Origin of the sequence: Anabaena sp. AL09, assembly GCF_001672255.1 — a bacterium.
GTDB classification, from domain to species: domain Bacteria; phylum Cyanobacteriota; class Cyanobacteriia; order Cyanobacteriales; family Nostocaceae; genus Dolichospermum; species Dolichospermum lemmermannii.
Genome location: NZ_LJOQ01000025.1, coordinates 46604 through 71512, shown reverse-complemented (window position 1 = coordinate 71512; position 24909 = coordinate 46604). Strand labels below are relative to the sequence as shown.

At 36.0% G+C, this 24909-nt stretch carries 20 protein-coding genes and 1 pseudogene; 10 read left to right on the top strand and 11 right to left on the bottom strand.

Going from position 1 to position 24909, the window contains the following annotated elements; translation table 11 throughout:
• Positions 1-103: 103 nt before the first annotated feature.
• Positions 104-679 (bottom strand): Uma2 family endonuclease, encoded by a 576-nt coding sequence (locus AN490_RS04565; protein ID WP_300000405.1) that lies wholly within the window; start codon positions 677-679, stop codon positions 104-106.
• A 298-nt stretch (positions 680-977) separates the two neighbouring features.
• Between AN490_RS04565 and AN490_RS04560 the strand changes: the two genes are divergently transcribed.
• The 3 genes from AN490_RS04560 to AN490_RS04550 all read left to right on the top strand — a co-directional run bounded on the left by AN490_RS04560 (position 978) and on the right by AN490_RS04550 (position 3502).
• Positions 978-1547: a Uma2 family endonuclease gene (locus AN490_RS04560; RefSeq protein WP_300000409.1), complete on the top strand. Its 570-nt coding sequence runs from the start codon at positions 978-980 to the stop codon at positions 1545-1547.
• A gap of 66 nt (positions 1548-1613) precedes the next feature.
• The gene (locus AN490_RS04555) at positions 1614-2810 is read left to right on the top strand and encodes an ATP-binding protein (protein ID WP_300000403.1); all 1197 of its coding nucleotides are present in this window, start codon (positions 1614-1616) and stop codon (positions 2808-2810) included.
• A complete protein-coding gene (locus AN490_RS04550; RefSeq protein WP_300000401.1) occupies positions 2807-3502 on the top strand; it encodes a DUF4276 family protein in 696 nt (231 codons plus the stop codon). Before AN490_RS04555 ends, AN490_RS04550 begins: the two co-directional genes overlap by 4 nt.
• 427 nt (positions 3503-3929) lie before the next feature.
• Here AN490_RS04550 and AN490_RS04545 read toward each other — a convergent pair whose 3' ends face one another.
• Both AN490_RS04545 and AN490_RS04540 read right to left on the bottom strand, forming a co-directional pair.
• On the bottom strand, positions 3930-5228 hold the full coding sequence (locus AN490_RS04545) for an amino acid permease (protein ID WP_300000399.1): 1299 nt from the start codon (positions 5226-5228) through the stop codon (positions 3930-3932).
• Positions 5229-5444: 216 nt separating this feature from the next.
• Positions 5445-6665, bottom strand: coding sequence for an AAA family ATPase (locus AN490_RS04540; RefSeq protein ID WP_300000397.1), 1221 nt, complete (start codon positions 6663-6665; stop codon positions 5445-5447).
• 500 nt (positions 6666-7165) lie between these two features.
• On the opposite strand from AN490_RS04540, the gene AN490_RS04535 reads away from it, so the two are divergent.
• The gene (locus tag AN490_RS04535) at positions 7166-7624 is read left to right on the top strand and encodes a response regulator (RefSeq protein WP_148763928.1); all 459 of its coding nucleotides are present in this window, start codon (positions 7166-7168) and stop codon (positions 7622-7624) included.
• 3 nt (positions 7625-7627) lie between these two features.
• On the opposite strand, the gene AN490_RS04530 is transcribed toward AN490_RS04535, so the two are convergent.
• Complete coding sequence (locus tag AN490_RS04530; RefSeq protein WP_300000394.1) at positions 7628-8746, bottom strand: hybrid sensor histidine kinase/response regulator; 1119 nt, start codon at positions 8744-8746, stop codon at positions 7628-7630.
• Between the two features lie 18 nt (positions 8747-8764).
• Positions 8765-10072, bottom strand: coding sequence for an ATP-binding protein (locus AN490_RS04525; RefSeq protein ID WP_300000392.1), 1308 nt, complete (start codon positions 10070-10072; stop codon positions 8765-8767).
• Positions 10073-10855: 783 nt separating this feature from the next.
• Here AN490_RS04525 and AN490_RS04520 point away from each other — a divergent pair.
• On the top strand, positions 10856-11578 hold the full coding sequence (locus tag AN490_RS04520; protein WP_015078446.1) for a response regulator transcription factor: 723 nt from the start codon (positions 10856-10858) through the stop codon (positions 11576-11578).
• Here the strand turns inward: AN490_RS04520 and AN490_RS04515 are convergent.
• Both AN490_RS04515 and AN490_RS04510 read right to left on the bottom strand, forming a co-directional pair.
• The gene (locus AN490_RS04515; protein ID WP_300000389.1) at positions 11555-12892 is read right to left on the bottom strand and encodes a lipid-A-disaccharide synthase-related protein; all 1338 of its coding nucleotides are present in this window, start codon (positions 12890-12892) and stop codon (positions 11555-11557) included. The two genes, AN490_RS04520 and AN490_RS04515, sit on opposite strands and share 24 nt — an antisense overlap.
• A gap of 81 nt (positions 12893-12973) precedes the next feature.
• Positions 12974-13807, bottom strand: a complete 834-nt coding sequence (locus AN490_RS04510) for a carbohydrate ABC transporter permease (protein WP_148763920.1) — start codon at positions 13805-13807, stop codon at positions 12974-12976.
• A 235-nt stretch (positions 13808-14042) separates the two neighbouring features.
• Between AN490_RS04510 and AN490_RS04505 the strand changes: the two genes are divergently transcribed.
• The 5 genes and pseudogenes from AN490_RS04505 to AN490_RS04485 form a co-directional block, all read left to right on the top strand.
• A complete protein-coding gene (locus AN490_RS04505; protein WP_271821245.1) occupies positions 14043-14879 on the top strand; it encodes a D-alanyl-D-alanine carboxypeptidase family protein in 837 nt (278 codons plus the stop codon).
• Positions 14861-15022 (top strand): hypothetical protein, encoded by a 162-nt coding sequence (locus AN490_RS04500; RefSeq protein WP_300000384.1) that lies wholly within the window; start codon positions 14861-14863, stop codon positions 15020-15022. Before AN490_RS04505 ends, AN490_RS04500 begins: the two co-directional genes overlap by 19 nt.
• Positions 15023-15051: 29 nt before the next feature.
• Positions 15052-15633: a TIGR04376 family protein gene (locus AN490_RS04495; RefSeq protein WP_300000382.1), complete on the top strand. Its 582-nt coding sequence runs from the start codon at positions 15052-15054 to the stop codon at positions 15631-15633.
• Between the two features lie 524 nt (positions 15634-16157).
• Positions 16158-17651, top strand: a complete 1494-nt coding sequence (ltrA, locus tag AN490_RS04490) for a group II intron reverse transcriptase/maturase (RefSeq protein WP_300000380.1) — start codon at positions 16158-16160, stop codon at positions 17649-17651.
• 1050 nt (positions 17652-18701) lie between these two features.
• A pseudogene (locus tag AN490_RS04485) lies at positions 18702-19061 on the top strand (formylglycine-generating enzyme family protein); the annotation flags it as partial.
• 55 nt (positions 19062-19116) lie between these two features.
• Here the strand turns inward: AN490_RS04485 and AN490_RS04480 are convergent.
• The 4 genes from AN490_RS04480 to AN490_RS04465 all read right to left on the bottom strand — a co-directional run bounded on the left by AN490_RS04480 (position 19117) and on the right by AN490_RS04465 (position 24874).
• Positions 19117-20790: a GUN4 domain-containing protein gene (locus AN490_RS04480; RefSeq protein WP_300000378.1), complete on the bottom strand. Its 1674-nt coding sequence runs from the start codon at positions 20788-20790 to the stop codon at positions 19117-19119.
• Positions 20791-20831: 41 nt separating this feature from the next.
• The gene (locus tag AN490_RS22910) at positions 20832-20966 is read right to left on the bottom strand and encodes a hypothetical protein (RefSeq protein WP_366925018.1); all 135 of its coding nucleotides are present in this window, start codon (positions 20964-20966) and stop codon (positions 20832-20834) included.
• A gap of 286 nt (positions 20967-21252) precedes the next feature.
• Positions 21253-23460 carry an ATP-binding cassette domain-containing protein gene (locus AN490_RS04470; RefSeq protein WP_300000376.1) on the bottom strand — a complete coding sequence of 736 codons (2208 nt, stop codon included), beginning with the start codon at positions 23458-23460 and terminating at the stop codon, positions 21253-21255.
• A 235-nt stretch (positions 23461-23695) separates the two neighbouring features.
• On the bottom strand, positions 23696-24874 hold the full coding sequence (locus tag AN490_RS04465; protein ID WP_300000374.1) for a 2-isopropylmalate synthase: 1179 nt from the start codon (positions 24872-24874) through the stop codon (positions 23696-23698).
• Positions 24875-24909 lie beyond the last annotated feature (35 nt).

The following is a 24909-nucleotide window of genomic DNA, read 5'->3' as shown; positions in this document are numbered from 1 at the left end:
TCAGAGACGTTTATTTACCTTGCGATGATTCGGATCATGGTACGGCGACTGGCATAAATTTTGACCCCTCAAAACTTTTCAAACACCCTCTAACAGGATTTTCTTATTTATCCTGATCAAATATTTGCAAAACTTTTAAATTTAGACTATTAAATTGTGGAGATAAAACTAAATCATCACCAGAGAAAATCCCAATCTCATGATAAATTTCGTTAATTAATTCTAAAACTAATATGCTTTTAGTTTGGGGGTCAATAATCCAATATTCAAGAATACCACAATCTTGATATTGTAGACGTTTGGCAATAAAATCTCTATCTCTTTGTAATTCCCCAGGACTAACAACTTCAACAACTAATAAAGGTGGTAACATTGATAGGCGAATAGTGTTCCGATTTGCTAATTGTTGAATATGCTCTTCTCGAATAATAGTCAGGTCAGGATAACGGTTTCTGGGTTCTCCTCTTACTTCCAATTCCAAACCATGTCCCCGCACTCTTTTATAACCCAAGAGAGAGACAAATTGAATTAGCAGAAATGTGGCAATTTGCACATTGATTCCTGATTCTGGGGGCATTTCAATTAATTCTCCATTAAACAATTCATAAAGTTTTTCTGTACCATCATCATAAGATAAATATTCTTCAAAGCTTTGAAATTGATGTTTAACTTGTAGCATCAGAGTTACTCCATCTATTGCCGTAGTTAGTTAGATTTTAACACTATTTATTTCTCTCTACGTCTCTGCACGAAATTAAATGTAATTCGCTCAGAACTTACGCAACTGGCATATTCGTAGGGTGCGTCAGATTGCATAAATCCTGCAAATAAATAGATTGTTGGTATCTGACGCACCCTACAACAGATTTTTGGTGTGACACTTCTATCACTTACCAGAAAATTTTAGACCTTCACATTAGCGATCGCCCCAATTTTGCTATAATCATGATCACTTCAATGTAATCGGTTATAAAATGATGATTACCACTGTTGAGCGTCGTTATAGTTTAGATGAATATCGCGCCATTGAAGAAAAAGCTGAAGGGCGCAACGAATATCATAATGGAGAAATTGTACCAATACTCGGCATAACAATCAACCATAGCCGGATAGGTGGCAATATTTTGGCGTATCTTACATATCTTCTACGTAATAGTAAATTTGAGCCAATTAATAGCGATTTACGATTATGGATTCTTGAATATAAACGCGGATTATATCCAGATGTGATGGTTTTTGCAGGTGAACCCCAACTAAATGAAAATCGCAGTGATGAAGTTTTAAATCCTATTTTAATTGTGGAAGTATTATCTCCTTCAACAGCAGATTATGACCGCAAAAGCAAGTTTCAGATGTATCGTTCAATTAGCAGTTTTTGTGAATATTTATTAGTTGGACAAGATGAATATTTTATAGAAAAATATACTAAGCAATCTCAAGGTTGGTTGTTAAGTGATTTTAATGATTTAGAAAAATCTATTTCTTTGGAGTCAATTGGAGTTGAATTACCGATAGCGGAAATTTATCGCGGTGTTGTTTTTGGGTAAGTAGTGAGTTATAATAGGCTAGAATAAGTTATTGTTACCTTAATTAAGTTTAAACCGTAAAACTATATGAGATTAGACTTTGTAGAATATTGTCAGGATAAAGATTTGCCAAGTGAGTGGCGTTTAGATGGTTGTCAATTAGGTAATGTCAACTTAATTGTTGGTAAAAATGCCTCTGGTAAATCGAGAATTCTTAGAAGTATTAAATTTTTATCAGATTTTCTATCTGGTGAAGAAAAGCTTAGTAGACTTGATGGTAGGTTAAGAGAGTGGAAACTAACTTTTGATTCTCATAACGAAGATAATAAAAAAGTTTACATATTGAAAGTTGAGAATAGTCTAGTAATTGAAGAAAGTTACACTGTTGGATCTAAATGTTGGCTGATGAGAGATAAATCAGGTAAAGGTAAAATTTGGGCTAAACAATTAAAAAAAGAAATTGATTTTCAAACACCTACTAATGAAGTCGCTGCTTTCCATCGAAGAGATTCTATCCAGCATCCTTTTTTTGAAGAAGTTTACATTTGGGCAAATTTATTGAGGTATTACGAATTTGGAACGGATTTAGGCAGAAGTAGTCTTGATGCAATTAACAGCGAAAGCGTTGCGATAATCAAAAAAAATATAGACTTCAACAATAAAAATCATGTAATTCGCATATTCAAATTAGGAGAAAAAGAGTTAGGAGAAAGTTTTATTGAATCTATCAAGTCAGATATGTTATTGGTTGGTTACAGAATAGATGAAATTGGTACTAAAACGCCATCAACTTCGATTTTTCAAGAAGATAACTCCTACTTTCCAGAAGTAAAACAGCAATATATTTATGTTCAAGAAAGTGATTTAAAAGATAAAACTGAACAATCAATAATATCTCAAGGGATGTTTAGAGTATTATCTTTAATTATTCAAATAAACTACTCACTATTAGCTAAAAAACCTAGTTGTATCTTGATAGATGATATTGGGGAAGGACTTGATTTTGAAAGATCATCAGCAATGATTGAGCTACTTATCAAAAAAGCAGAAACTGGGTTAGTACAACTAATCATGACAACTAATGACAGCTTTGTTATGAATGGTGTTCCTTTAGATTATTGGTCAGTAATTGAGAGGAAACCAGGATTAGCTAAACTTCATAACATACATAACTCAAAGCAAATATTTGATGATTTTAAATTTATTGGGTTAAATAACTTTGATTTTTTTGAAACTCAATTTTACTTAAAAGGATTTGATAATGAGGAGCATATAGAGGAGTGAAAAAATTAGCTATTTTTGTAGAAGGTAAAACAGAACAGATTTTTGTTAATAAATTACTGAGAGAAATTGCAGGGACAATTAATATTTCCATAGAAATTCAATCTCAGGAACGAAGAAAGTTTGTAGAAGTAATAATGAAAGATATTGAAACTTCTGCAACCAAGTTTTTTGTTTTAATTTATAACTCTGGTGGTGATGGAAGGGTTGCTTCGGACATTAAAAAACAATATAGAAAGTTAACTGAATCTGGCTATGAAAGAATCATAGGATTAAGAGATATTCATCCAAAATCCATAATTCAAAAATCTAAGCTGCAAAGTGAATTAGAGAATATTTTACCAAAAGGATCAATTCCTATAAATATAGTTATTGCTGTTATGGAAGTAGAAGCCTGGTTTTTAGCAGAATATAATCATTTTCTCAAAATAGATCCGCGTCTTACTCCAGAGCAAATTCAAGCAATGTTTGGATTTAATCCTCAAACTGATGATATGGAACAAAGACCTCATCCTGCTGATGATATGAAACAGATTTATAACTATGTCGGTAAAGGTTATAACAAGAGCGAGAAACAACTCAATAGACTTGCATCTCATTTAGATTATGAGTTTATATATATGCACCTTATCAATAGCGTTCCTAGTTTGGGAGAATTTGTCGGATATATTGATAAATTCATGATTTCTTCATAAAGATGATATATGAAGAAATGTATTTATCTTAATAGTCTAAAAATATACAATAATATCTTCCTGTCCCCAATTTTTATCTACCCAATGGAGGAATCATGACATACCAAATAAATATTAAATAATTAAATATTCCGATCACCTGACGAACTTTAACAGCATATCCCTTTGTTTGCACTATACAAACAAGGGATTTTTTTTATGCAAATTCGCAAATGATACCAATTGCAGATGATAATCATCATTTTATATATCTTAGGGGGGACTGGATTCAAGCCGAATAAATATTAAATATTAAGTAGCCCGATTACCCTACCGGACTTTAGCTCCAAATCCTCTCTTGTCATTATCCGATAAGAGAGGTTTTATTCACTTTTTATCAACTTACTCAGAAATTTGCTAATTTTCATGAACCGAAAATTACTCATTTTTAGAATTGATATATCACCAAAATTTGTCTACATATTAAAAATAATGCCCCGACCATAATCAATATTAATGTTATTTTTCCCCCAGGAACTAAGGTTTGATAATTACTATTAGTAAATTCTGGTGTTTGACTTTGTTTCCAACTCATTAATGCTGGCATAATTCCTCCTAAAATGGAAGCACTAAATGCGCCAGTATATTCTAAAGCATGAAAAAAGATATTAGGATTAAATGTTCCTAAACTCAGGGGTGGAAGCAACACTAAAGAATAGAGAGGTAAACGAGAAATTTCGCTTTTGGTAATGGTGGAAATATCTTTAAAGAAGTCTGTTAACCCATAAGTAATCCCAATAAATGATGTCACAATTGCAAATTCAGAAAAAATTGATAATAACACAGCAAACCATTCTCCTGATTGACCAGTTTGGAGAATTTCCAGTGGATCAAATACTTTCTCATTTTCGAGATTATGCGATAAAATATCTGGAGTCATGCAGCCTAAAATAACCGCATTCCAAGCTAGAAACATGAACAAGGGAATCACTGAACCAATAATCATAGATTGGCGAATTTTGGGAATGTCTCCTTCCAATTGAGTTACAACCAATGGAACAATACTATGAAAGAACATTGCTACATAAATAACAGCAACAGCATTACCAATAGATTGCCAATTTTGTACTAGAAGTTGAGAGTTTTGGAATTGCATTCCCCCTAATATTAATAAACCGAAAAAAGCAATTAGTAAAATAATAATAAATATACCATTAATCTTTTCTACTAATCTATCTTTACCCCAATACATTAGGCTACCAAATACTAGAAAAAAACTTACTGTTCCTACCCACTGAGGTGAAATATGTTCTAATTCCCAAACTTGATCAACTGTGGTTGTTAAAATTTTGCCACCTTCAGTCATATATGCCACCAAGAGGGCATAGTGGTTAAATACATAGGCAATTCCGGCAATTCTCGCTCCTGGTTTACCGAGAATCTTGGCTATGATTGCTAATAAACCTATATGAGAAATACCCTCAACTCTCATCACATTTAAAGTCAATTCTGCAACTAATAAACCGGAAATTAAAGCATACAGCCATACAGTAATAAGTAGGATTGTAGATGGTATAATCCCAGATGGTAAAGTTACCGCAGGTAATCCAATAATCCCCGCCCCAATAGTAGTTCCGACAATTAAAGCTGTATTTCCAAAAACACTACCGGGTTGATGTTGAAATTTATTATCATCAAACTTTAGGTGAGAAAATAATCGCGTTACTGGTTGTTCTTGTTTATTCATAGTGCAGGTAATTAGTGTTATTTAGTGTTATTTAGATCCCCGACTTCTCTAAGAAGTCGGGGATCTTGTTTCTTGTTTTTTGTTTTGTTAAACAAATTTGGCTCTACCGCTCCCTTTATGATATTTTCGGTAAAATATCCCTGAAACCCCTCGCTTATTAATTTAGATTAAACCCATGTACACCAATGGTTTTGGATATATTAAAAGGATGTTTGATCATAAGGGGAACGGTAGAACCACAAATTTTTTGCTAAACTCACAGATTAAGTCTACCCTACCTTTACGTAACATGGCTGGATCTAATCTTTCTGTGGTATTACAAGTCATTAGTATTACTAATTTCTGTTGCATTTGCATCCCAGATTCATCAATTACGCTTTGGTATAATGTCCCATCTAATAAGGCTAGAATATGCTCAGTTTTGTTGTTATATTGTGCTACTTCTGAAGCTCGATCTTGAGCTAAATTATCAGCTTCATTGATGATAATACAAATCTTTTCTAAATATGTTGGCGGCACAAAATTAGTAATGGCATCATGATCTAAAATGAAAATTACATATCCTAAAGGAACAAGAATTTCCTTAGCCACACTTTGTGTCCATGCTGTTTTTCCTGTACCTGGTGCGCCATGGACTACAACGGCTAATTGATTTTGATCTAAAATTGTTTGTTGAACTATGTCAGTGAAATTTTGAATGTCTTGGGGAAATGTTAGCAATGGATACTGACTATGAACTTTCCCCACACGACTTTGATATCCACTCAGCATTACTGCTAAATCATAGGTGGCTTTATTAATTAATGGCTGCATATTTTTGGCCATTAAAGTGTAGTTTCTTCTACCTCTTTCATAAGCTTCAATCTGTAGCCAAATATCATGTTTTGACCAATAGGCATAAACTGTATTAACTACATCTAACCTTTCCCAATTCACAAATTTTTCAACGGGGAAATAAAAGTCTCTTTCTGAGTAATATTGAGTGATAACATCAGGACGTTCTAATAGTTTCAAAACTCGTAAAACGGTTATTTCTTGGAGAAGATTCAGAACATAGTCAATGGGAATACTATTACGACTGACAAATTGAACGAGAGGTGTTTCTGTTGTCAAAAAGTCTTTATGGCGATGTTCTGGGGTGAGCATATCTGGTGTAATATAATTCCAATATTTTTGGAATTCACCACGGGTATAATCTGAAGCTAAATTTAAAATATTTGCCCACCAAGCATACTCTTTTCTCGCTAGAGCATCAGCATAATAGCTGGCTAAATTAATACTTTTCTGGGTTAATTCTTGAGTATCATGAAATAAAATTTTACCGAAGTATTCCCAATCAAAATCTCTGTGAAATGGCCGCCAACCACTAGATAACAAGTGTTGAAAGTTCTTATTGGTGTTATTACTTTCGTTGGTTCGGAAATAGTCAAAATCCATAGTCAAATTATTCTCTGTTGAAACAGGCAATGATGCACAACTTTTTGATCACACTTATTTATGTAACATACTATAGCATTACACCAAAAAGGTTTTACTGCCTACCGCTGTTGGTGTAGCCTGTCCTTATGGTAACCTGCTAGATTACACAAAAAGAGGTTGTGTCAACTATTTTACACGAGTTATGAATTTGTTGATTTTTCTAAATAAATTTATTGACAATTTTGCATATAATCAAAATATATCTGCTAAAAGTATTAAAGCTGGATTTTTATTTCCTGTTCAAATTGGTGTCAGGATTTAGCTGTCAGTTGTCATCTGATACAGCTTTTAATCCAGAAATACAGGATAATTAACACTTCCTCTTTTTTGCTGTTCTGGCTTTTGGCTGATAGCTGAATGCTTACAAATCGGTTGAGATAATAACCAATGAGGATTTACAAGTTTGTCTATTATGCCCAAAAAAACCACTACTCCCCATTAACTACTCTGGAGACGAGATGTATCTAGCGCATTCATTCATGAGTGATGAGAAACGGAAAAAACATCAACAGCCTTTAATTTTAGTGGTAGAAAATCATGATGATAGTCTACTGCTAATGGGTTATACCCTTGAGTTACTTGGTTGTCAGTCTATTTGTCAAAAAGAAAGTTCAAAAACAGTATTTATGGCGAAAGAACACCAACCTGATTTAATTTTATTAAATATTTTTTTACCAGGTATGAGTGGACTAGACGTTATTCGATATCTAAAGCAAGAATCATTAACTTGTCATATTCCCGTGGTTGCTGTTACCGTTTTAACTGGGAGTGAAGATAAACAACATATTCTAGAAGCAAAGTTTGATGATTACATCACTAAACCTTATATGATTGAGGAATTGGCAGCAATTATCTATCGGTTACTAGGTAGAAAATTTGAGCTATGCTCAACTTTAGAAGTGCAGCACATTCATTAATAATTATTCAGTGATTTTAGGTAATTTGACTGTGAATATACTACCTTTACCCAGTTCAGAGAAAAGTTCTATTTTACCTCTGTGTGCTTCAGCAATCCGGCTGGAAAGGTGTAGTCCTAAACCACTACCTGATCTTTTATTCTTACCTTGGTGAAAGCGCTCAAAAATTGTTCCCTGATCTTCTGCCGCAATGCCATAACCTGTATCTTGAACTTCGATGACTATTTCACTGAGATGATTGATTGGGGATAAGGTTTCAAAAATGCGAATTTCTATACTACCTGTATCAGTAAATTTGATCGCATTACCAATCAAATTATTAAACACTCTTCGTAATTCTAAGCGATCGCCGTTAACTATTCCCCCATTATTTCCAGTTGGGCTTAATTCATGGGTATCCAATTTTAAAATTAAGTTTTTCTCCTGTGCTAGGGGAGTTAGTTCACTGACTACTTCAGCCGCAATTGTTGTTAAGTTACATGATTCAAAGTTGAGGGTTTTTTTCCCAGCCTCAAAACGGTAAACTTCTAGCAATGTATTCACCATTTCCAGAAGATTTTGATTACTGCGAATCATCACATGAATCGGTTGTTTCATTTCTGAAGGAATCGGACCAAAGACTTCTTGCAGAAATAAATTTAGCATTCGATCAGCCGCTACTAGGGGAGTACGTAAATCATGGGTGAGACGAGAAACAAAGTCTTCTCGCTGTAGTGTCATTTTTCGTTGTTCGTCAATACTGTGCTTTAATCTTAACAGCGATCGCACTCTTGCTAATAGTTCTTCTGTCTCAAAGGGTTTACAAATAAAATCATCAGCCCCAGCATCTAAACCTTTAACAACGCTAGATTCGTTATAAGCTGTCAGGAGTAAAATCGGAATATAGTTGATTTTCCTATTAGTCCGAATCCGTAGTGTAACTTCATAACCATCTATTCCCGGCATCATCACATCTAAAATAATCAAATCCGGTGGTAATTCTTTTACTTTTTCTAAGGCTGCTTGACCATTGGTAGCTGAATCAACATGATATCCCTCACTTTCTAAAAGTGTTCTCACTACATCGAGATTATCTTGGATATCATCAACAGACAAAATTCGGTCTTTTTTTAAATTAGACATATTTAACTTCTTGGTAATCTACAACCTGATATGAGGATAATTCATTAAAGCTTTGTTCGGGGAATATACAGAATGAAAATGATGCTGATGAGAACTAAAAACTACATTACCTAAATCTGCTGCTAAATTGATTCTTCGGGGTAATTCTATTTTAAACATTGAACCCACTCCTAATTGACTTTCAATACATATTTTTCCTCCCATTATCCCCACTAGTGAATCAATAATAGCCAAACCCAAACCTGTCCCTGCATATTTACGGCTGATACCTTGATCAATTTGGTGAAATGCTGCAAAAATGTTTTGAAAATCTTGAGCAGCAATTCCAATTCCTGTATCTTTAACAGTTATTGTAACTTGATTTTTCGGTGTTTCTCGAATTTCTACCCAAATATTGCCAGATTCTGTAAATTTAACAGCATTGGTCAGTAAATTAGTTAAAATTTGCCGTAATCGGACTGCATCATTAAATACTGATGTATTCTTTAAGTCTGTTTTCACTAACAAAGATAACTTTTTGGCTTCAGCTAAGGGGCGGATTTCTGTGACTACGTTACTAACAACTGCTGATAAATCCAATATTTCTGGCTTTAGTGCTAATTTCCCAGATTCTAGCTGGGAAAAATCCAGAATTTCATTGATCTTGATCAGTAACTCTTTACCATTATTGAGAATTTTCTCTACCATGACCAGTTGTTGATTTGTCAATTCACCAAATTTAGGACGTAATAGAATCTGTGAAAATCCAATAATCGCATTCATGGGAGTTCTTAGTTCATGGGATATGGTGGCTAAAAATAGTGATTTTAAACTGGATACTTCCAAAACATTGAGGTTTTGTTCTTTAATATGCTGCTGCTGGGCTGTGAATTCTTTCTGCTGTAAGATTAGCTGTTCACGACTTTCTTTAAGCTGTTGATTTGCTAAATTTAGCTGCATTTCCGTATGGTGTATACGAATTGCACTGCGTAACATTTGAGCTATGGTTTCTGGAGATAATTTAGACTTAATAAAATACTCAGTAGCACCCAATTTTATCCACTCTTGGGCTATTTTTTCATCTCCTGAATCTATGAGAATTACTAAAGGAACTTTAATCCCTGAAGATTGTAATTTATGAATTAATGTTAAGCTGTCTTGATTTGGTAAGTGATAGTCGAGAAATATGCAATCATAGTGATTATGGATCAAGGCAAAGAAGGCTTGACTCCCATCCTTAACTTCATCAATTTCCATCTTAATACCTGTTTTAGTCAGAGCTAAACTTACTATTAAGCCGTCTACCTGATCATTTTCTACAACTAAAATTTTTAGCGGTTCTTCCATCGGTTTTTCTTTTTGCTGTTAAATACAGATTTATGTTCAGCATTTCTGTTTTTACAGTCTCTAGATTGTACAAATAATCAACATGATTTTTTGCTGAATTAGCAGATTTATTCCCAAATAAAATACTTTATCCAGTTAAAAACATTGTAAATTACTAATTCATTAACTGTCCTCACCCATTAGTGAGAGTTGCATGGAAACATTGTGTACCATTAGCGTAAGTATTTAAACTTAAATAGTAGGAATAATTGCTAAATAAGGATCACTTACCTCCTGCGGATGAATTGGTTTTTAGAGCAGGTATCAGCGTTAAAAGTCTTTTGGTGTCTGATAGCAGTGTGGATTTAGTCATGTTGGATGCTATCTTAGTACAACCACGGAAATGGCACAATTATGCAAAATAGTTGCAAAGCTGACTGGATCAGCTTTTTAACCTTTAATTTTTGATTTTTGACCTCCGCATTGCGGAACTGCTGTGTTGAGTCCATTGTAAATTTGGTGATTATGGTGTAACTGTAATTTTTCTGATTTGTCTCAATAATCTCATTTGTTTTGGGAAAAATATCCATATGTCTTTAGCTAGATTTTTGCATCTATTGAAATTTAAAAATCAATTATTCGTTATTCCTATTGGTAGATGTTTAATGGTTCACAGATCGTATATGCTTAAGGTTGGGTAAGTTGAATACAATTCTTAAAAAACAAACAAGCTTTTTTCCCCCTCTCCTCCCTTCTGTCTATTGGCACTACTTCAGAAGTAATCTGATCATCATGGGTGTAATAATGAGTGAAATTAGTATTCTGTTAATTGAAGATCACGATTTAACCCGCATGGGACTCAAAACTGAATTGCAGTCACACAGTGGCTTTAAGGTGATTGGTGAGGCAGCCAATGCGACTCAAGGACTAAAACTTTTAGAAACAATCAAGCCAAATGTGGCTGTGATAGATATTGGTTTACCCGATATGAGTGGAATTGAGCTAACTCGTAAATTTAGACGTTATCAGACAGAAACGGGACAATTTCAGACGAAAATTTTGATTTTGACGATGAATAATACTGAAGATGCAGTCCTAGCGGCTTTTGCAGCGGGAGCAGATTCTTATTATATGAAGGAAACAAGTATTAATAAATTTACTGAAGCTGTAGAAGCAACTTTTCATGGTAATTCTTGGATTGATCCAGCGATCGCTAGTGTCGTATTACGAAAAATGCGTCAAGGTGTCCCCGGTGATCATCAATCATTGGACAAGCCAAAAACTGTAAAAATCGAAGCTCTGGAAATAGAATATGAACAAGTTTTAGAAACTTATCCCCTCACCCAAAGGGAACTGGAAATTTTAGAATTGATTGTGGGTGGTTGCAGCAATGGCCAAATCGCCGAAAAATTATATATTACTGTAGGTACAGTAAAAACTCATGTTCGCAATATCTTAAATAAACTCTGTGCTGATGATCGAACCCAAGCAGCCGTGCGGGCTTTACGTTCTGGGTTGGTAGTTTAATCTTTCCTGCAAACATTCTGCAATCCGTTGTGCTGCACCTGCACGTCCCATGCGCTGCAACCCATTTTCAGCAATCTCATGTAAGAGGTCAGGATTTTTGAGTAGAGATTGGATAGCGGGGAGAACTTGTGATGGTTGGTTGACGAGGGTGAGAGATATTCCTAAAAGCCGACTTTGAGCTTCTGCAAAAGCGGGGTTGTATTGAGGTCCATGACCAGAAATAGCGATCGCTGGTTTTCCCAAACCGATGAATTGTTCTGTTGCTGTTCCAGCCATAGCGATCGCCAGATCACCTAAATGTAAGCATTCATTATAGGCTTGTTGGGTCAGGATAAAATAAGCATTTTTTTGGTTAAAAGTCAAGCTATCAGGGTCAGAAATTGCTAAAGGAGATTGATCACACCGTCGCCAACCTTGAATGTGTAAAGTTTGGGATAAAATACTACAATCTAAACCAGGAGCGATCGCCCCTAAAAAAATCATCGTCCCCGCAGCCCGAAAGATGGAATCTGGTTGTCGTAAACTAGCCGTCAGCGCAGATACAGCAATCATGATGATTTCCCAATTGTTGTAAGCTTCCGGCGCACGAGAACCGGGTAACAGAGTCACAATCAAAGGCCGAATCACTTCTTCGAGTTCAGCATCAGGACGATAAAACTGTTGTGCGGTAAAAATCTTCTGCAAACCATCCATCATGGGATTCCCCACATCCACAGCGGGAATTCGCCATTTTTTGAGAATTTCCGTAGTCAGAGCATCTCTAGGAAACACAGCCCGACAACGTTTCCGACTCATTAACCACCTTTCCCAAGGATGGTAAATTGAACCAGAAAAATTTTCCCACCATGCGGACTTTGATTTTCTCGGTAATAATCCCGCTTCATCACGCACATAGTATTCTGATTTAGCAGTACCGACAAAGGCATAATTAGCACCACTCACGGCTGCAAACAACAGGGGAACAATATCCCCCACAGCCAGAATAGCCTTGGGATTACCTAACTTCGTTTGTGAACTTACCCAACTGCGGATAGATTGAATTTGATTAAGAGTCAACTGCACCAACCCACCCCGCAGATCGCGCATTAATTCGCGGCTATCCATATATATAAAACCACCAGAAGGCATAGTCTGCACCTTACCAATCATAGAAATATCTATTTGTTGATAAGCACGTCCTTCACCTACTATTGGTAAAGCAAAAATATCTGGTGGAGAAGATAATTGTTGTAGAGCCTGGATAATCCGAACAGCAATGATATCTTCTCCGTGACCATTGCTTAAGACTAATAACTGTAAACGAGAATTGGTCATTGATTTTTAAAATACGCTTTAAGGACAAGGAATAATAATTCGTTCTAAATCTAAATTTAAGCTCTTTGTTTATCGGCATTTTTAGCCCTTGACTCCACTCCCTGTATCCGTAGGAACAATATATTTTTGTAAAAACAAAAACAATAATAGCACTGGAGTAATAGAAATTACTGAACCAGCAGCTACCAACCGCCAATCTAAAGAAAATGTTCCCGCTAACTTAGCTACCCCCAAGGGTAAAGTATATAAACTTTCATCCTGGATGACAATTAAAGGCCACAAAAAGTCACTCCAAGCACCAATAAACACAAAGATAGCCAAAGTAATCAGCGCTGGGCGAATGGCAGGTAGCATGATGTGCCACCATAATCCTAACTCAGAACTACCATCTAAACGAGCCGCTTCTTCAATTTCTTTTGGCACACCTATTAGAGCCTGCCGTAATAAAAATATACCAAAGGCAGATGCCAAACTAGGAAAAATTATTCCTAAGTAACTATTTCTCAACCCTAGTTGCACTGTCAAAATATATAAAGGAATCATGACAATTTGGAAGGGAATCATAATTGTGGAGACAATGGCAATAAAAATCCCATTTCTGCCCACAAATGATAGTCTGGCCAAGGGATAAGCCGCTAAGGAACAAAACAACAAATTTAAACCAACTGTTAATACTGATACTAGGATACTGTTGTATAAATAAGTTCCGAATGGTAAAAATTGCCAAACTTTAGAGAAGTTTTCTAGTGTTGGCTGACTAGGTAATAATTGGGGTGGTGACTGCCAAATATTTTCCGTTGGTGATTTTAGTGCTGTGCTGATTAACCATAACAATGGAAACAGCATCACGAGAGCGATCGCACTGAGTATGCTATAAATAATTAAAGTTTGGATGCGGGAGTTTTTTAACTTCATATTTTGTTAAAAAGGATTAAGTGTAAAGGTTGTTAATATAACTATTTGTAACCTAAAAAATAAACTTTATCCTATAATTATACACACTAATTTTACCTCAAGTGGCAAAAAACCAGATCCCTGACTTCTTGAAGATGTTGGGGATTTGAATCCTGACATTGTGTCTTAATAACATAAATTCTAGGAAATTGTGGGATATGATGAAATCGAAATTTTCAAAATAAGTAATATTTTTATGAAACCAATTCTGCAAATAGCAGCATTTGTAACTATAATTATTTTTGTGAGTGTTACCTTGGTTTCTGTCCATAAAGTTTTTCGAGATCAGTTAATACTAACTCCCCAAATTGCCAAAGAATGTTTAACTAATTCCAGCTTACCTTGTGACAATTCAAAGTCATCTATAAATATACCATTTATTCCCGATCAGAAATTAGATGATCAACAACGTTTTTTAGCAACAATTGCCAAAAAAATCCCCACAATTCCCCAGGATGATACTTTTGAATATACTTTACTACGTTCCTATGGAACAGTATTTATTAATCAAGAGTCAGGAATTAATTTACCACAAAAAGTGATTTTAGATAACGAATTAGAAACAAAATCTTTTCAGAAGACAATGAGTATAGCTTTAGTAGATGGCACTCAAGAATGTTATTTACAAAAAACCGCAGCAGCAGCTTTAAATAAGGCGAAAAGTTTAGAAAATATTCCCCTTAAATCAGGTTATGCTGGTGATTGTCTTCGCAATTTTGCCACTAATTTAAGATTTTGGAATAAATACGCAAATAGTGAAACATTAGCAAGAGTCAAAGCCGGAAAAGAAACAAAAATTCTCGGTTTAGTTGCACCCCCCGGTACATCACAACATCTGTGGGGATTAGCAATTGATTTACAAGTATCAACATTAGCCCAAAGACAGGCTTTAAATGAAAATGGTTGGTTTCAAACTGTAGTTAGTGATCTTCCCCATTGGACTTATTTAAGCCAGAGTGAAGATGATTTACCCAAATTTGGATTACAACAAAAAACTATCCAAGGAATTAAATATTGGGTAACACCAATTTAATTTGTCAGTTGTTAGTAGGGGCGAAGCATTTGGAAGATAAATTATCGGTCATTGCCAAAAATAGTTCTCCAAATGCTTCGCCCGTACAGTTGTCAGTTGTTAGGAGAAAGAAGGAAATTTCCCTGTTCTCTGTTATAAACTAGTAAGATATCCGATAGTTGGAGTTTTAACAGTGAGTTTATTTGATGATTTAAGTCGGTTTTTAGAAAGTCGTTTAGAAGAGTTCTTGCGGAATAACCCTCATTTAGAGTTAGAAGCACTTTTAGAACAACTGCGGGAACAAGAAGAAGATACATTAAAGTTAATTGCTGAGTTACAATTGCAAGAGAAGCGATCGCAAGATGAAATTCTCAGCACAGCCCAAGAAATCCAAAAATGGCATATTCGGATTCAAAAAGCCCAAGCCGCAGGTAGACAAGACTTAGCCACCCCAGCCCAAGAACGAGAAGCAGCCCTACTGCGAGAAGGAAATCAAATGTGGGGACAAATGCAAGGTTTAAAAGAACGCATTAACCAATCCCAAGAACTACTTCGCAAAATTCAAACCCGTCGTCAAGAAGTACAAACCAAAGCAGCCGAAGCACAAACAGCCAGAACCAAAGCACAAACCCAACAAAAACTAGAAACTGAAACTCATGGCTGGAATACATCTACTAATTCTAATAGTAACTTTGATGATTTAGAAAATACATTTCGCCGTTGGGAAACCCAAGATGAATTAGAGTGCGATTCGTTGTTAGTTGAATCACGGTAAACAGCCCGTACATAAGCTAACCAACCCAATCCAATCATGGAGAAAGGTTGAACTCTCGGTCTGATATGGGTGAAAGTCCCATCTACCAGACTCAGGTATGACTCCCTACCTACCCACACTGACTAGACTCGGTTTCTAGAGGGTGAAGCTGGGAACAGGACGCAATCAGACATCCGTTGTGGGGTGACACTTGGCGTTAATGGGGAGTTCCTACGGTGAAACAGAGCCTAAAAAAGCAACCTACATCTAAGCAGGACACAATACCAAAACCTGACTTCATTGGAGTTAATTCCCGCCGCACTTTCTAGTGGTAGCGGTAAGAGTCCAGGGAATCCAATGGTTGAATTGGCTACATCTAAGGGAACGAACAATCTAACCGAGGGAACGAATAAAAACGGATTGAGGGTCTAAGGGCGGATTCGTTCCCTATAAGTAGGCTGGACGAGCAGCGGAACTCCCTCAATTCGGGTAGGACAGACCGTAATTGGTCTGAGGTGTTCAGAATACACAAATGGTCGCAGAGCATGATTAGACACAGAGACAACTCTAGTGAATCCTGGAAGACGTTACCGTGGAAGAAATTCCGCCGTAACTTATTCCGCCTACAAAAACGCGTGTATAAAGCTGTTCAAGTTGGCGACAAGCGCAAAGCGAAGTCCTTACAAAAACTGATTCTGAAATCAACCGCAGCAAGATTACTGGCTATCCGTCAAGTAACACAGCTAAATGCTGGTCAAAAGACAGCGGGAATAGACGGGAAAACCGCGCTCACATTTGAGCAAAGGTTTGAACTAAGTGAAAAACTTAGAACCGAAGCTAATAACTGGAAACACCAGGGATTACGTGAAATACCCATCCCCAAAAAGGATGGTAAAACCCGGATTCTCAAAGTCCCCACTATTGCAGATAGGGCGTATCAATGCCTTATTAAATACGCATTAGAACCAGCACACGAAGTAACTTTCCATGCTAAAAGCTATGGGTTTAGGACGGGACGCTCGGCACATGATGCACAAAGACAACTGTTCAACAATCTAAACTCCAGCGCAAATGGAATGGATAAAAGGGTTATAGAACTCGATATCGAAAAATGCTTCGACAGGATAAACCACTCCGCCATTATGGATAAACTCATCGCTCCTAAGAGTATAAGACAAGGAATCTTCCTATGTCTCAAAGCCGGAGTCAACCCAGAGTTTCCCGAACAAGGAACACCGCAAGGTGGGGTGGTAAGTCCACTGTTAGCCAACATCGCCTTAAATGGGATTGAAAGTATTCATAGATACCACGAGGACTCTAAAAAAAGAATCACAGACAAAACCTCAAAGGAAAAGATTATTGAGCCAACAATCCGATACGCGGATGACATGGTAATAATACTCAGACCACAAGACGATGCCACAGAAATACTTGACAAAATTAGTCAGTTCCTAGCAGAGCGGGGAATGAAAGTCAGTGAGAAAAAGACAAAGCTAACCGCCGCGACAGATGGGTTTGATTTCCTCGGCTGGAACTTCAAAGTCCAGAAAAACGGGAAGTTTAGATGTACTCCCTCAATGGATAACTACAAAGCTTTTCGTAAGAAAGTAAAACACATCGTCAACAACTCGAATTATGGCGCTACCACAAAGGCTGAGAAATTAGCCCCTGTAGTTAGAGGTTGGAGGAACTACCACCGCTTCTGCAAGATGGACGGGTCGCGTAACTCGCTATACTACATCCAACTCAGAGCATTCAGGGTATTCAATCAGGAAACTAAGCAAAATCGCTACACTAGCAAGCAATTACTAGACAAGGCGTTCCCAGCAGTTCCTTACTCCGAAAATAAACACATCAATGTTAAAGGTGAAAAATCGCCCCAGGACGGAGATTTGAGTTATTGGAGCGAGCGTAATAGTAAGCTCCATAACAACAATACCTCTAAAGCCCTCCAACGGCAAAACCATAAATGTGGTCATTGTGGATTAAAAATGCTCAGTGATGAGAAGGTACATCTTCATTATGTTGATGGAAACTAAGTAGAACGGCTCATTTGAGGGCTGAAGCCCTTACTACGAAATCATCTCCAGATTTTTTACATTACTTAATCTACTTTGATTTATTTTCGTCTACTTACTTATAACAATTGAAAACCTAAAAACCTTCTAGTCATTCACGAAAGCTGCCACGATTATATTCACATGAGCAAACGCGAAAGCTAAGAACATCGAAAGCTGGGTGCGGTGAAAGTCGCACGCCCAGATTTAACAGAGAGGAGCGCGGGATAATACCCGCCTTCGACTCTACCAAAACTCAAACGAAACATGGGAAAATAATTATCCATAACAAGATCCCCGACTTCTCTAAGAAGTCGGGGATCTAAATCTTATCATCGCTTACGAATAACCGTTCTTTGACACTCTCAGCGGCTTTAGGCACTGAGTTTTACGCTGACCGGATGCTCTTATAAATGGGGGCAGACTACCTGTTAGGGAAGGATTTTACGCCATTTGAGGCTTGTCATGGAAGGATTTACCCCGGATTATTGAGCGGTTACCTCAATTGTATAGCCACGAAGCCAAACAGACTCAAGTTTTGATAGGCTAAAGTTTGGGGGCGATATTTTTGATGTAAAGCGACTGTAGACATAGGATTTATTCATCTTAATTCGTCGCTCTTGCCCCTGTTAAGGGGGTGTAATTTTAGTTCAATTTTGTGAACAAGCTATGCTATGCTTAACCCAGCATACATGAAACTAACCATTAATCATGAATAATCCACAACAACCGCGAGAATACGATGCTGTGCTTGGTGGTAATAGTCTATCACTAGAAGGTGCAGCCGTTTTAGGTGGTATTGAAGGGGTAAAATTGCGGTTGCAAAATCCAGATGCAAAGGTGAGAATTGCTGCACTTGAGCAAGCATTGAATTATGGAGAACAGGGTTTAGATTTAGTAATTGCAGGTTTAAAAGATGAATCTGTAGAAGTTCAGATACAAACATATCATATATTAAATTCTAGAATTGAACCAAAGGCAAAAAAAGCAGCTTTTAATTTTAATCCCCAAGGCTTAAAACTAGAACAAATTGAAGTAGTAACAGTCAACAAATTTGGAGAAATCATTCAGCGTCAGCAACCTATAGCCAAATATTTTATAGAAGATTTGGGTAATGGTGTGACATTGGAAATGGCTGCAATTCCTGGTGGTACTTTTATGATGGGTTCACCAAAAAATGAAGCGGGAAGAAGAAGTGATAGTGAAAGTCCCCAGCATCAAGTTACTGTTCCTAGTTTCTTTATGGGAAAATATCCAGTAACACAGGCACAATATCAAGCTATTATGGGAACTAACCCTTCTTATTTCAAAGGTAGTAATCGCCCAGTTGAACAAGTTAGTTGGAATAATGCTGTGGCTTTCTGTGAAAAGTTAAGCCAAAAAACTGGAAAAGTCCCCCCGTCAGGGTATTTTGTCAAGATAATTTAGATGCGTTTCCCCTGCCCCCTTAAGTTTTGTGACAGCTTTTGACACGAGAAAAGAATAAGTGCATCTGCCAAATTAACCAAGACTTTACCCTCCAAGCTGCCATTGATTGGTTTTCTGTAGATGAAGGTGAGGATAATTCCAGATTATTTTGGTCGTAGTGTAACCATTTAGCTGGTAGGTGTCCCATCGGTGTCATGGGGGATAATTCAAAAGTTAGTGCTTCGTAATCTAACCATTTTCCATCTTTTCGCCAACCCAGACGATCGCCTAGTTTCTTTTCTGTTTCATAGTCTATTTGACCACCCATTTCACTCCAGATAGTTTGCTGAATACTAAAGCCAAAATAACCATAACTGTATTGTTCCCAAAGTCGATCAATTATATGCAGGTCTTGACAAGGGAAGTTTTCAATATCTTCTTGATAAACTTCATTCCAATAATTCTTTTTCATCACTTTTAGTATTAATTTAGCAGTTTCTATATCAGCTTCTTCCCACTGATTTTGTGCCAGCAGATCCCGCAATCGGGTATAGTCAATATCTTGATTGGTAAAAAATTCTGGCTGGGAACTAATATGATCATTAGCTACTTCCATTAATTCTGTCTTTTTATTCGTAGCTAGAGATGGTATAGAGATAAAATTTACTTCTGCTTTGTCTAGAGTTTGGATTTGATCAGTTATTTGTTGAGATATATAATTTGAAATTAAATCAATACCTTGGCCTAAAAAGACACCATTTTCACTTGTTTCAAAATTAGGGATTTGCCAATTTAATAATTGAGATTGAATTAAAGCGTCTTTTAATCTGGTGTTTTTCTCATAACTTTTTACCATAAAATCGAGAAAAGTTTGATAAATACCTTCATTTTCTTCGATCTTAAATAAATTTGACTGATAATTTAAAATGTTATCCCCTAGACTTTTAATATCTCCAACCGTCGCATAAAAATATTCATCTACTTTCATCACCTCATCTATTAAAGATTGAAAGGGACTAAAATAATCTTGAATAGAATCTTCAAAATTAATGGCATTATGGGCAAGTTTAGCTATTTCCTGACGAATCTTATAAGCTTTTTGTTGATATTCATAAATTTCTTGATATACTGCTAAATCTTTTACTATTTGCTGCACAATTTGTTTTTGATACTGGGCATCTTCTGCCAGTTTACTAATACCTTCACTAATTAATTTAATTTTTTCTAAAGTTAATAAATAAGCATTGCTTAAGATGATAACAGCTTTAAAATTTTCTTTCTTCTCCCATATTAATTCATTTAATATTTGCGGATTTTGTTGGTTTTTTAGTTCTAGTTTACTTCTGGCATCTTCTAGATTTTTGATTTCTAAATATTTTTCTTGAAATAATTTCTTTAAATTATCCATCAATGTTAACAAAAAATCCTGATAACTTTGTTGATAATTTTCCAGAAAATCAATAATCTGATTATAATCTATGATAAATAATTGAATTTCTGCTAAAATCTCTCCTTGGGTAATCGCTTTTTTCTGCTTGATTATTCCAGCGATATGATGATAACGAACACCTTCTTTAATTAATTTTTGACGTTCACGAATTTTATTTTGTAATGTTTTAACAGCATGATTTTTTAGAACTGGTAATTGATAGGTTCGTTCATAAATTTTGATCCTTTTATAATTAATAAATTGTTTTTGCTTTTGGGTGATCATAATTGTAATTTTCGGTAATTTTCGGTAATTTTCTCAATTTACTATTTTGATGCAGTAGTCAGAGAAATTGATTTTTCGTGCTTATAATCGGCAATTGGTAAGAGTTGCCAATGATTATCTTCTGTAAGTTCTAGAACCCATTGATGATAAGCAAACAAACTTTCTCGATGTCCCACACTAATAAAAGTTGTTTTCGTAGCTTGTAATTGAGAATATAAATTTTCTTCGTTTTTTGAATCTAAAGCACTCGTCGCTTCATCTAAAATAGTAAAGTTAGGAAGAGAAATTAATAATCTAGGCTTGTCATTGAACGATTTACCCCGAATTATTGAGCGGTTACGTTAAGTAACTGTCGTGACTAGAAAGCAACGTAAAATCTAAATCGGGTATATCCCCTACTTCTTGAATAAGTCGGTGATCTGGATATTACGTTTTTTAATTTTGAGTTACTTAATTCTCAAGCTATTCAACTCTTACCCATTTCAAAACATTTGAGTCTTTATTATAGCGGTAGGTAGAACCATCCTTTGTAGTAATGGTTTTACCTTTACTTGCTTTAGTTCTCACAGTCCCCAGTGAATAGTCTGTTAATTTCTGCATTTCTCCATGAGAAAGTCCTACAATTTCACCTGTATCTGCTGTTAAGGTTTCTGATTGATTGTCAGGTTCATCATCAGATACAGAATCTATTGTAATTTCTGGATTTTCCGAAGCATCTGTTAAGGTTTCTGATTGATTGTCAGGTTCATTATCAGATACAGAATCTATTGTAATTTCTGAATTTTCCGAAGCATCTGTTAAGGTTTCTGATTGATTGTCAGGTTCATTATCAGATTTATTATTGGGTATAACTTCTATAATGACACTAGAATTTTCAGAATAATTATCCGTAGCAAGTTCTTGTGCTTTTTGTCGTCTATAATCCTCAACAGATAGCAGTCGCCAACTAGAATCTTGTGAAAGTTCTAAAACCCATTTATGATAACTAAATAGACTTTCTCGATGTCCTACGCTGATATATGTTGTGTTTATTTCTTGTAATTGTTGATATAAATTACCTTCATTATTTAAATCTAAAGCACTTGTAGCTTCATCTAAAATAGTAAAGCTAGGATGAGTAATTAATAAACGTGCAAATGCTAGACGTTGTTGTTCTCCTAAGGAAAGGATATTTTCCCAAGGAAGTTCTGTATCAAAATTATCTATTCTACTCAATAAATTTTGCAAATTAACTTGTTTTAAAACTGCTTCAAGTTCGCGATCGCTCATTCCCCCTGTTGTATGGGGATAAAGTAACTGTTCCCGCAAAGTTCCTAAAATAATGTAAGGACGTTGAGGTAAAAACAATACATTTTCTAGGGGTGGTCTGATCACACGACCAGTTCCTGAGTTCCACAAACCAGCGATCGCCCTCAACAGAGAACTTTTACCTCGACCACTAGGCCCAACAATTAATAACCCCTCTCCAGGTTGAACACTCAAAGACAAATTTTCGACGATCACCTGTTCATAGTTGGGTGTTTGTAAAGTAACATTCTCAAAAGCTAAACGGTTTTCTTCTATTGTCTTAATCGTACTGAAATTTTCTGGTAATTTGTTGACTGCTTCTAACGCATCTGACAATTCAACTAAACGTTCAACATAAATAGAAAATCTTCCTGAAGTTGCAAATTCTCTGATTAATTCGGCTATAGCATTGGCAAACAGATTACAAGCTAAACTAGCTTGAGCAATTTCCCCAAAATCAATTTCCCCTTTAATCTGTAAAGGTCCGAATACTATAAATGGAAATATTTGGATAATAGCCTGATATGCTCTGTTAAAAATATCCTGACTTCTTTCCCAATTAATCTTGCGTTTGGTATTTTGAATAATCTTATTAAATCTGCGCTGAATCATATTTAATTCTTGTTCTTCTCCTTGAAAGAAAGCTATTGATTCAGCATGATTACGAACATGAGTCATACTATAAGTGTGGTCTGCCGTAAATTCGAGTCCCTCTTCTTGAATCTTATTTAATTGTTCAGCTAAATAAAGAGCAATTAAATTACCCGCTATAGTATAAACAAGCAGGGAAATTGCTACAAATTTAGAAAGGCTCCAGAGAATGATTAAAAAAGTTGTCATTTCCAGGACTTTTTCTAAACAAGTCGCTGAAAAGCTGAGAGCATTTCTAGTCAAAGGTTCGATTTCTTGGGATATTTGTTGATCTGGATTACTAACATCAGATTGAAAGTTGATTTTATAGTAGGCACGATTACTTAAATATTTTGATAAAATTTGATTATTTAACCATTCATACCAATCAAGAGCAATTTGTTTTCTAACAAATCTAGAAAATCCTACTAAAAATGTGACCAAAACCAGAGCAGCACCGTAAACTAATAATATATCAATAAATTTCTTTAAATCTTTTTCTTCAGTAATCACATCAAGCAAATAACGGCTAACAAAGCTATTAAAAGCAGTTACGCTTACAAGTGCGATAATTAATAATATGAGGAGAATCAGCATTCCCCATGTCCGCACCACATCTGAGAATGCTCTACCGTTGGCTTCTGTGGGATACCAATAAGGACCAATAACCGCCTTGACATTTTCCCAAAATCGGTTAGCAACTGGAGCAGAATTATTTGTGGCGGATTTATCAATAAAAGGTTTAGCTTGCATCTTAAAAAAATTATTTTAGTGTTTTGAGGTAGGGAACAGGGAACAGAAAAGACGGACTTGATACCTACTAAGTTTTGTATGGCTACAGCAAACTATCAAAAATCAAATAGGAGTCCGATAGCATTCCATATTAATACTCAGGAGCAAAAAGCCAGACTAGCAATCCAGTATTGAGCTAATACTCTCCTGAGTCTTTAAATATTCCGAATTCTGAGTGGTAAATTTTTACGATTGATTATTCAAAGATACCATCTTTCCATAGTTCTAAGACTTCATTAGCTGTAAAATAACATTCTTGTTCCATTGCCAGAGATTTGATGACGGAACGCATTTTTTCGTACTGCTTTCTGGATTGAGGATTTTGCAGTTGTTTTTCAAATAGATATTGGAAATTACTGACTCCACTCCATTTGCCAAATACAACATCTATTTTGTTATGTGGAAATACTGCATAGCTTTTGGGATCACGAAACAAAGAATTAACATGAATACCTGATTCGTGGCGTTGTGCAGTTTGAGAGTAAGGAGATGCAGGACGAATCCCCAGTTGCTCAATATAATTAGTCACTGCGGCGATCGCATCATAGTTAATCCCCTCAACTTCAATGCCAAACCGGACTCGCAACCCATTTAACACCTGCTCAATGGCAACATTTCCGGCTCGTTCTCCAATCCCGCAAAACGTCCCCGATACTAAAGTCGCTCCCGCCATCAGAGACTGGAGAGTATTTTCCAGAGCCAATCCCATATCATTGTGGTAGTGTACTCCCAATCCTACCCCATTAGTGGATTGCAGCAAATCATGAATCCAGATATAACTCTTTTCTGGATTTAGCACCCCTACTGTATCACACAGTAAAAAGTTTTCAATATAAGGACTGCATGAGCGAATATATTCCACCAAAAAGTCAAAATCCGCTCTAGAAGCATCCTCCGCAGCAAAATTAACTCTGAGTCCGGCCACTTTTGTGGCATAGTGCAAATTTTCTACAATGACATTAATAGCATTCTGACGAATTCTATTGATGATTGAAGATGGGATATCATCATCAATTGTTTTCCCTTGGAATTCGCTCATGAGGCGAACTTGGGGATCTCGCAGAAACAGCAAACGATCAGAAACAGCATGAAACAAAATAATGCGCTTAATCCCGCAGTTCTTCGCATGATCAATATACTCTTTTCCCATCATCGTAGAAGCAGTGACAACACCATCCAATCCCTCTGATACTAATGTTTTAACTAGTTTAGCCTCCTGTTCATAAACATAGGGCATGATGCAAAGTTGATCAACTCCTGTTTGGGCAATCAGATGAGCCAATTTGTGTTTGGTGGGATAAGAGAAAAAAATGCCTACTTGCTGTTCTCCATCCCGGAGGGTTTCGTCGGAAATTTTAATCGGAAGAGTTTGCATTGTTTTATACCAATTTAAAATTGAAAATTAAGAAA

What these genes read in the sequence shown, in the direction of transcription:
- AN490_RS04565 (WP_300000405.1), bottom strand. Translation starts at nt 679, where the DNA reads ATGCTACAAGTTAAACATCAATTTCAAAGCTTTGAAGAATATTTATCT.
- AN490_RS04560 (WP_300000409.1), top strand. Translation starts at nt 978, where the DNA reads ATGATTACCACTGTTGAGCGTCGTTATAGTTTAGATGAATATCGCGCC.
- AN490_RS04555 (WP_300000403.1), top strand. Translation starts at nt 1,614, where the DNA reads ATGAGATTAGACTTTGTAGAATATTGTCAGGATAAAGATTTGCCAAGT.
- AN490_RS04545 (WP_300000399.1), bottom strand. Translation starts at nt 5,228, where the DNA reads ATGAATAAACAAGAACAACCAGTAACGCGATTATTTTCTCACCTAAAG.
- AN490_RS04540 (WP_300000397.1), bottom strand. Translation starts at nt 6,665, where the DNA reads ATGGATTTTGACTATTTCCGAACCAACGAAAGTAATAACACCAATAAG.
- AN490_RS04535 (WP_148763928.1), top strand. Translation starts at nt 7,166, where the DNA reads ATGTATCTAGCGCATTCATTCATGAGTGATGAGAAACGGAAAAAACAT.
- AN490_RS04530 (WP_300000394.1), bottom strand. Translation starts at nt 8,746, where the DNA reads ATGTCTAATTTAAAAAAAGACCGAATTTTGTCTGTTGATGATATCCAA.
- AN490_RS04525 (WP_300000392.1), bottom strand. Translation starts at nt 10,072, where the DNA reads ATGGAAGAACCGCTAAAAATTTTAGTTGTAGAAAATGATCAGGTAGAC.
- AN490_RS04520 (WP_015078446.1), top strand. Translation starts at nt 10,856, where the DNA reads ATGAGTGAAATTAGTATTCTGTTAATTGAAGATCACGATTTAACCCGC.
- AN490_RS04515 (WP_300000389.1), bottom strand. Translation starts at nt 12,892, where the DNA reads ATGACCAATTCTCGTTTACAGTTATTAGTCTTAAGCAATGGTCACGGA.
- AN490_RS04510 (WP_148763920.1), bottom strand. Translation starts at nt 13,807, where the DNA reads ATGAAGTTAAAAAACTCCCGCATCCAAACTTTAATTATTTATAGCATA.
- AN490_RS04505 (WP_271821245.1), top strand. Translation starts at nt 14,043, where the DNA reads ATGAAACCAATTCTGCAAATAGCAGCATTTGTAACTATAATTATTTTT.
- ltrA (WP_300000380.1), top strand. Translation starts at nt 16,158, where the DNA reads ATGATTAGACACAGAGACAACTCTAGTGAATCCTGGAAGACGTTACCG.
- AN490_RS04480 (WP_300000378.1), bottom strand. Translation starts at nt 20,790, where the DNA reads ATGATCACCCAAAAGCAAAAACAATTTATTAATTATAAAAGGATCAAA.
- AN490_RS04470 (WP_300000376.1), bottom strand. Translation starts at nt 23,460, where the DNA reads ATGCAAGCTAAACCTTTTATTGATAAATCCGCCACAAATAATTCTGCT.
- AN490_RS04465 (WP_300000374.1), bottom strand. Translation starts at nt 24,874, where the DNA reads ATGCAAACTCTTCCGATTAAAATTTCCGACGAAACCCTCCGGGATGGA.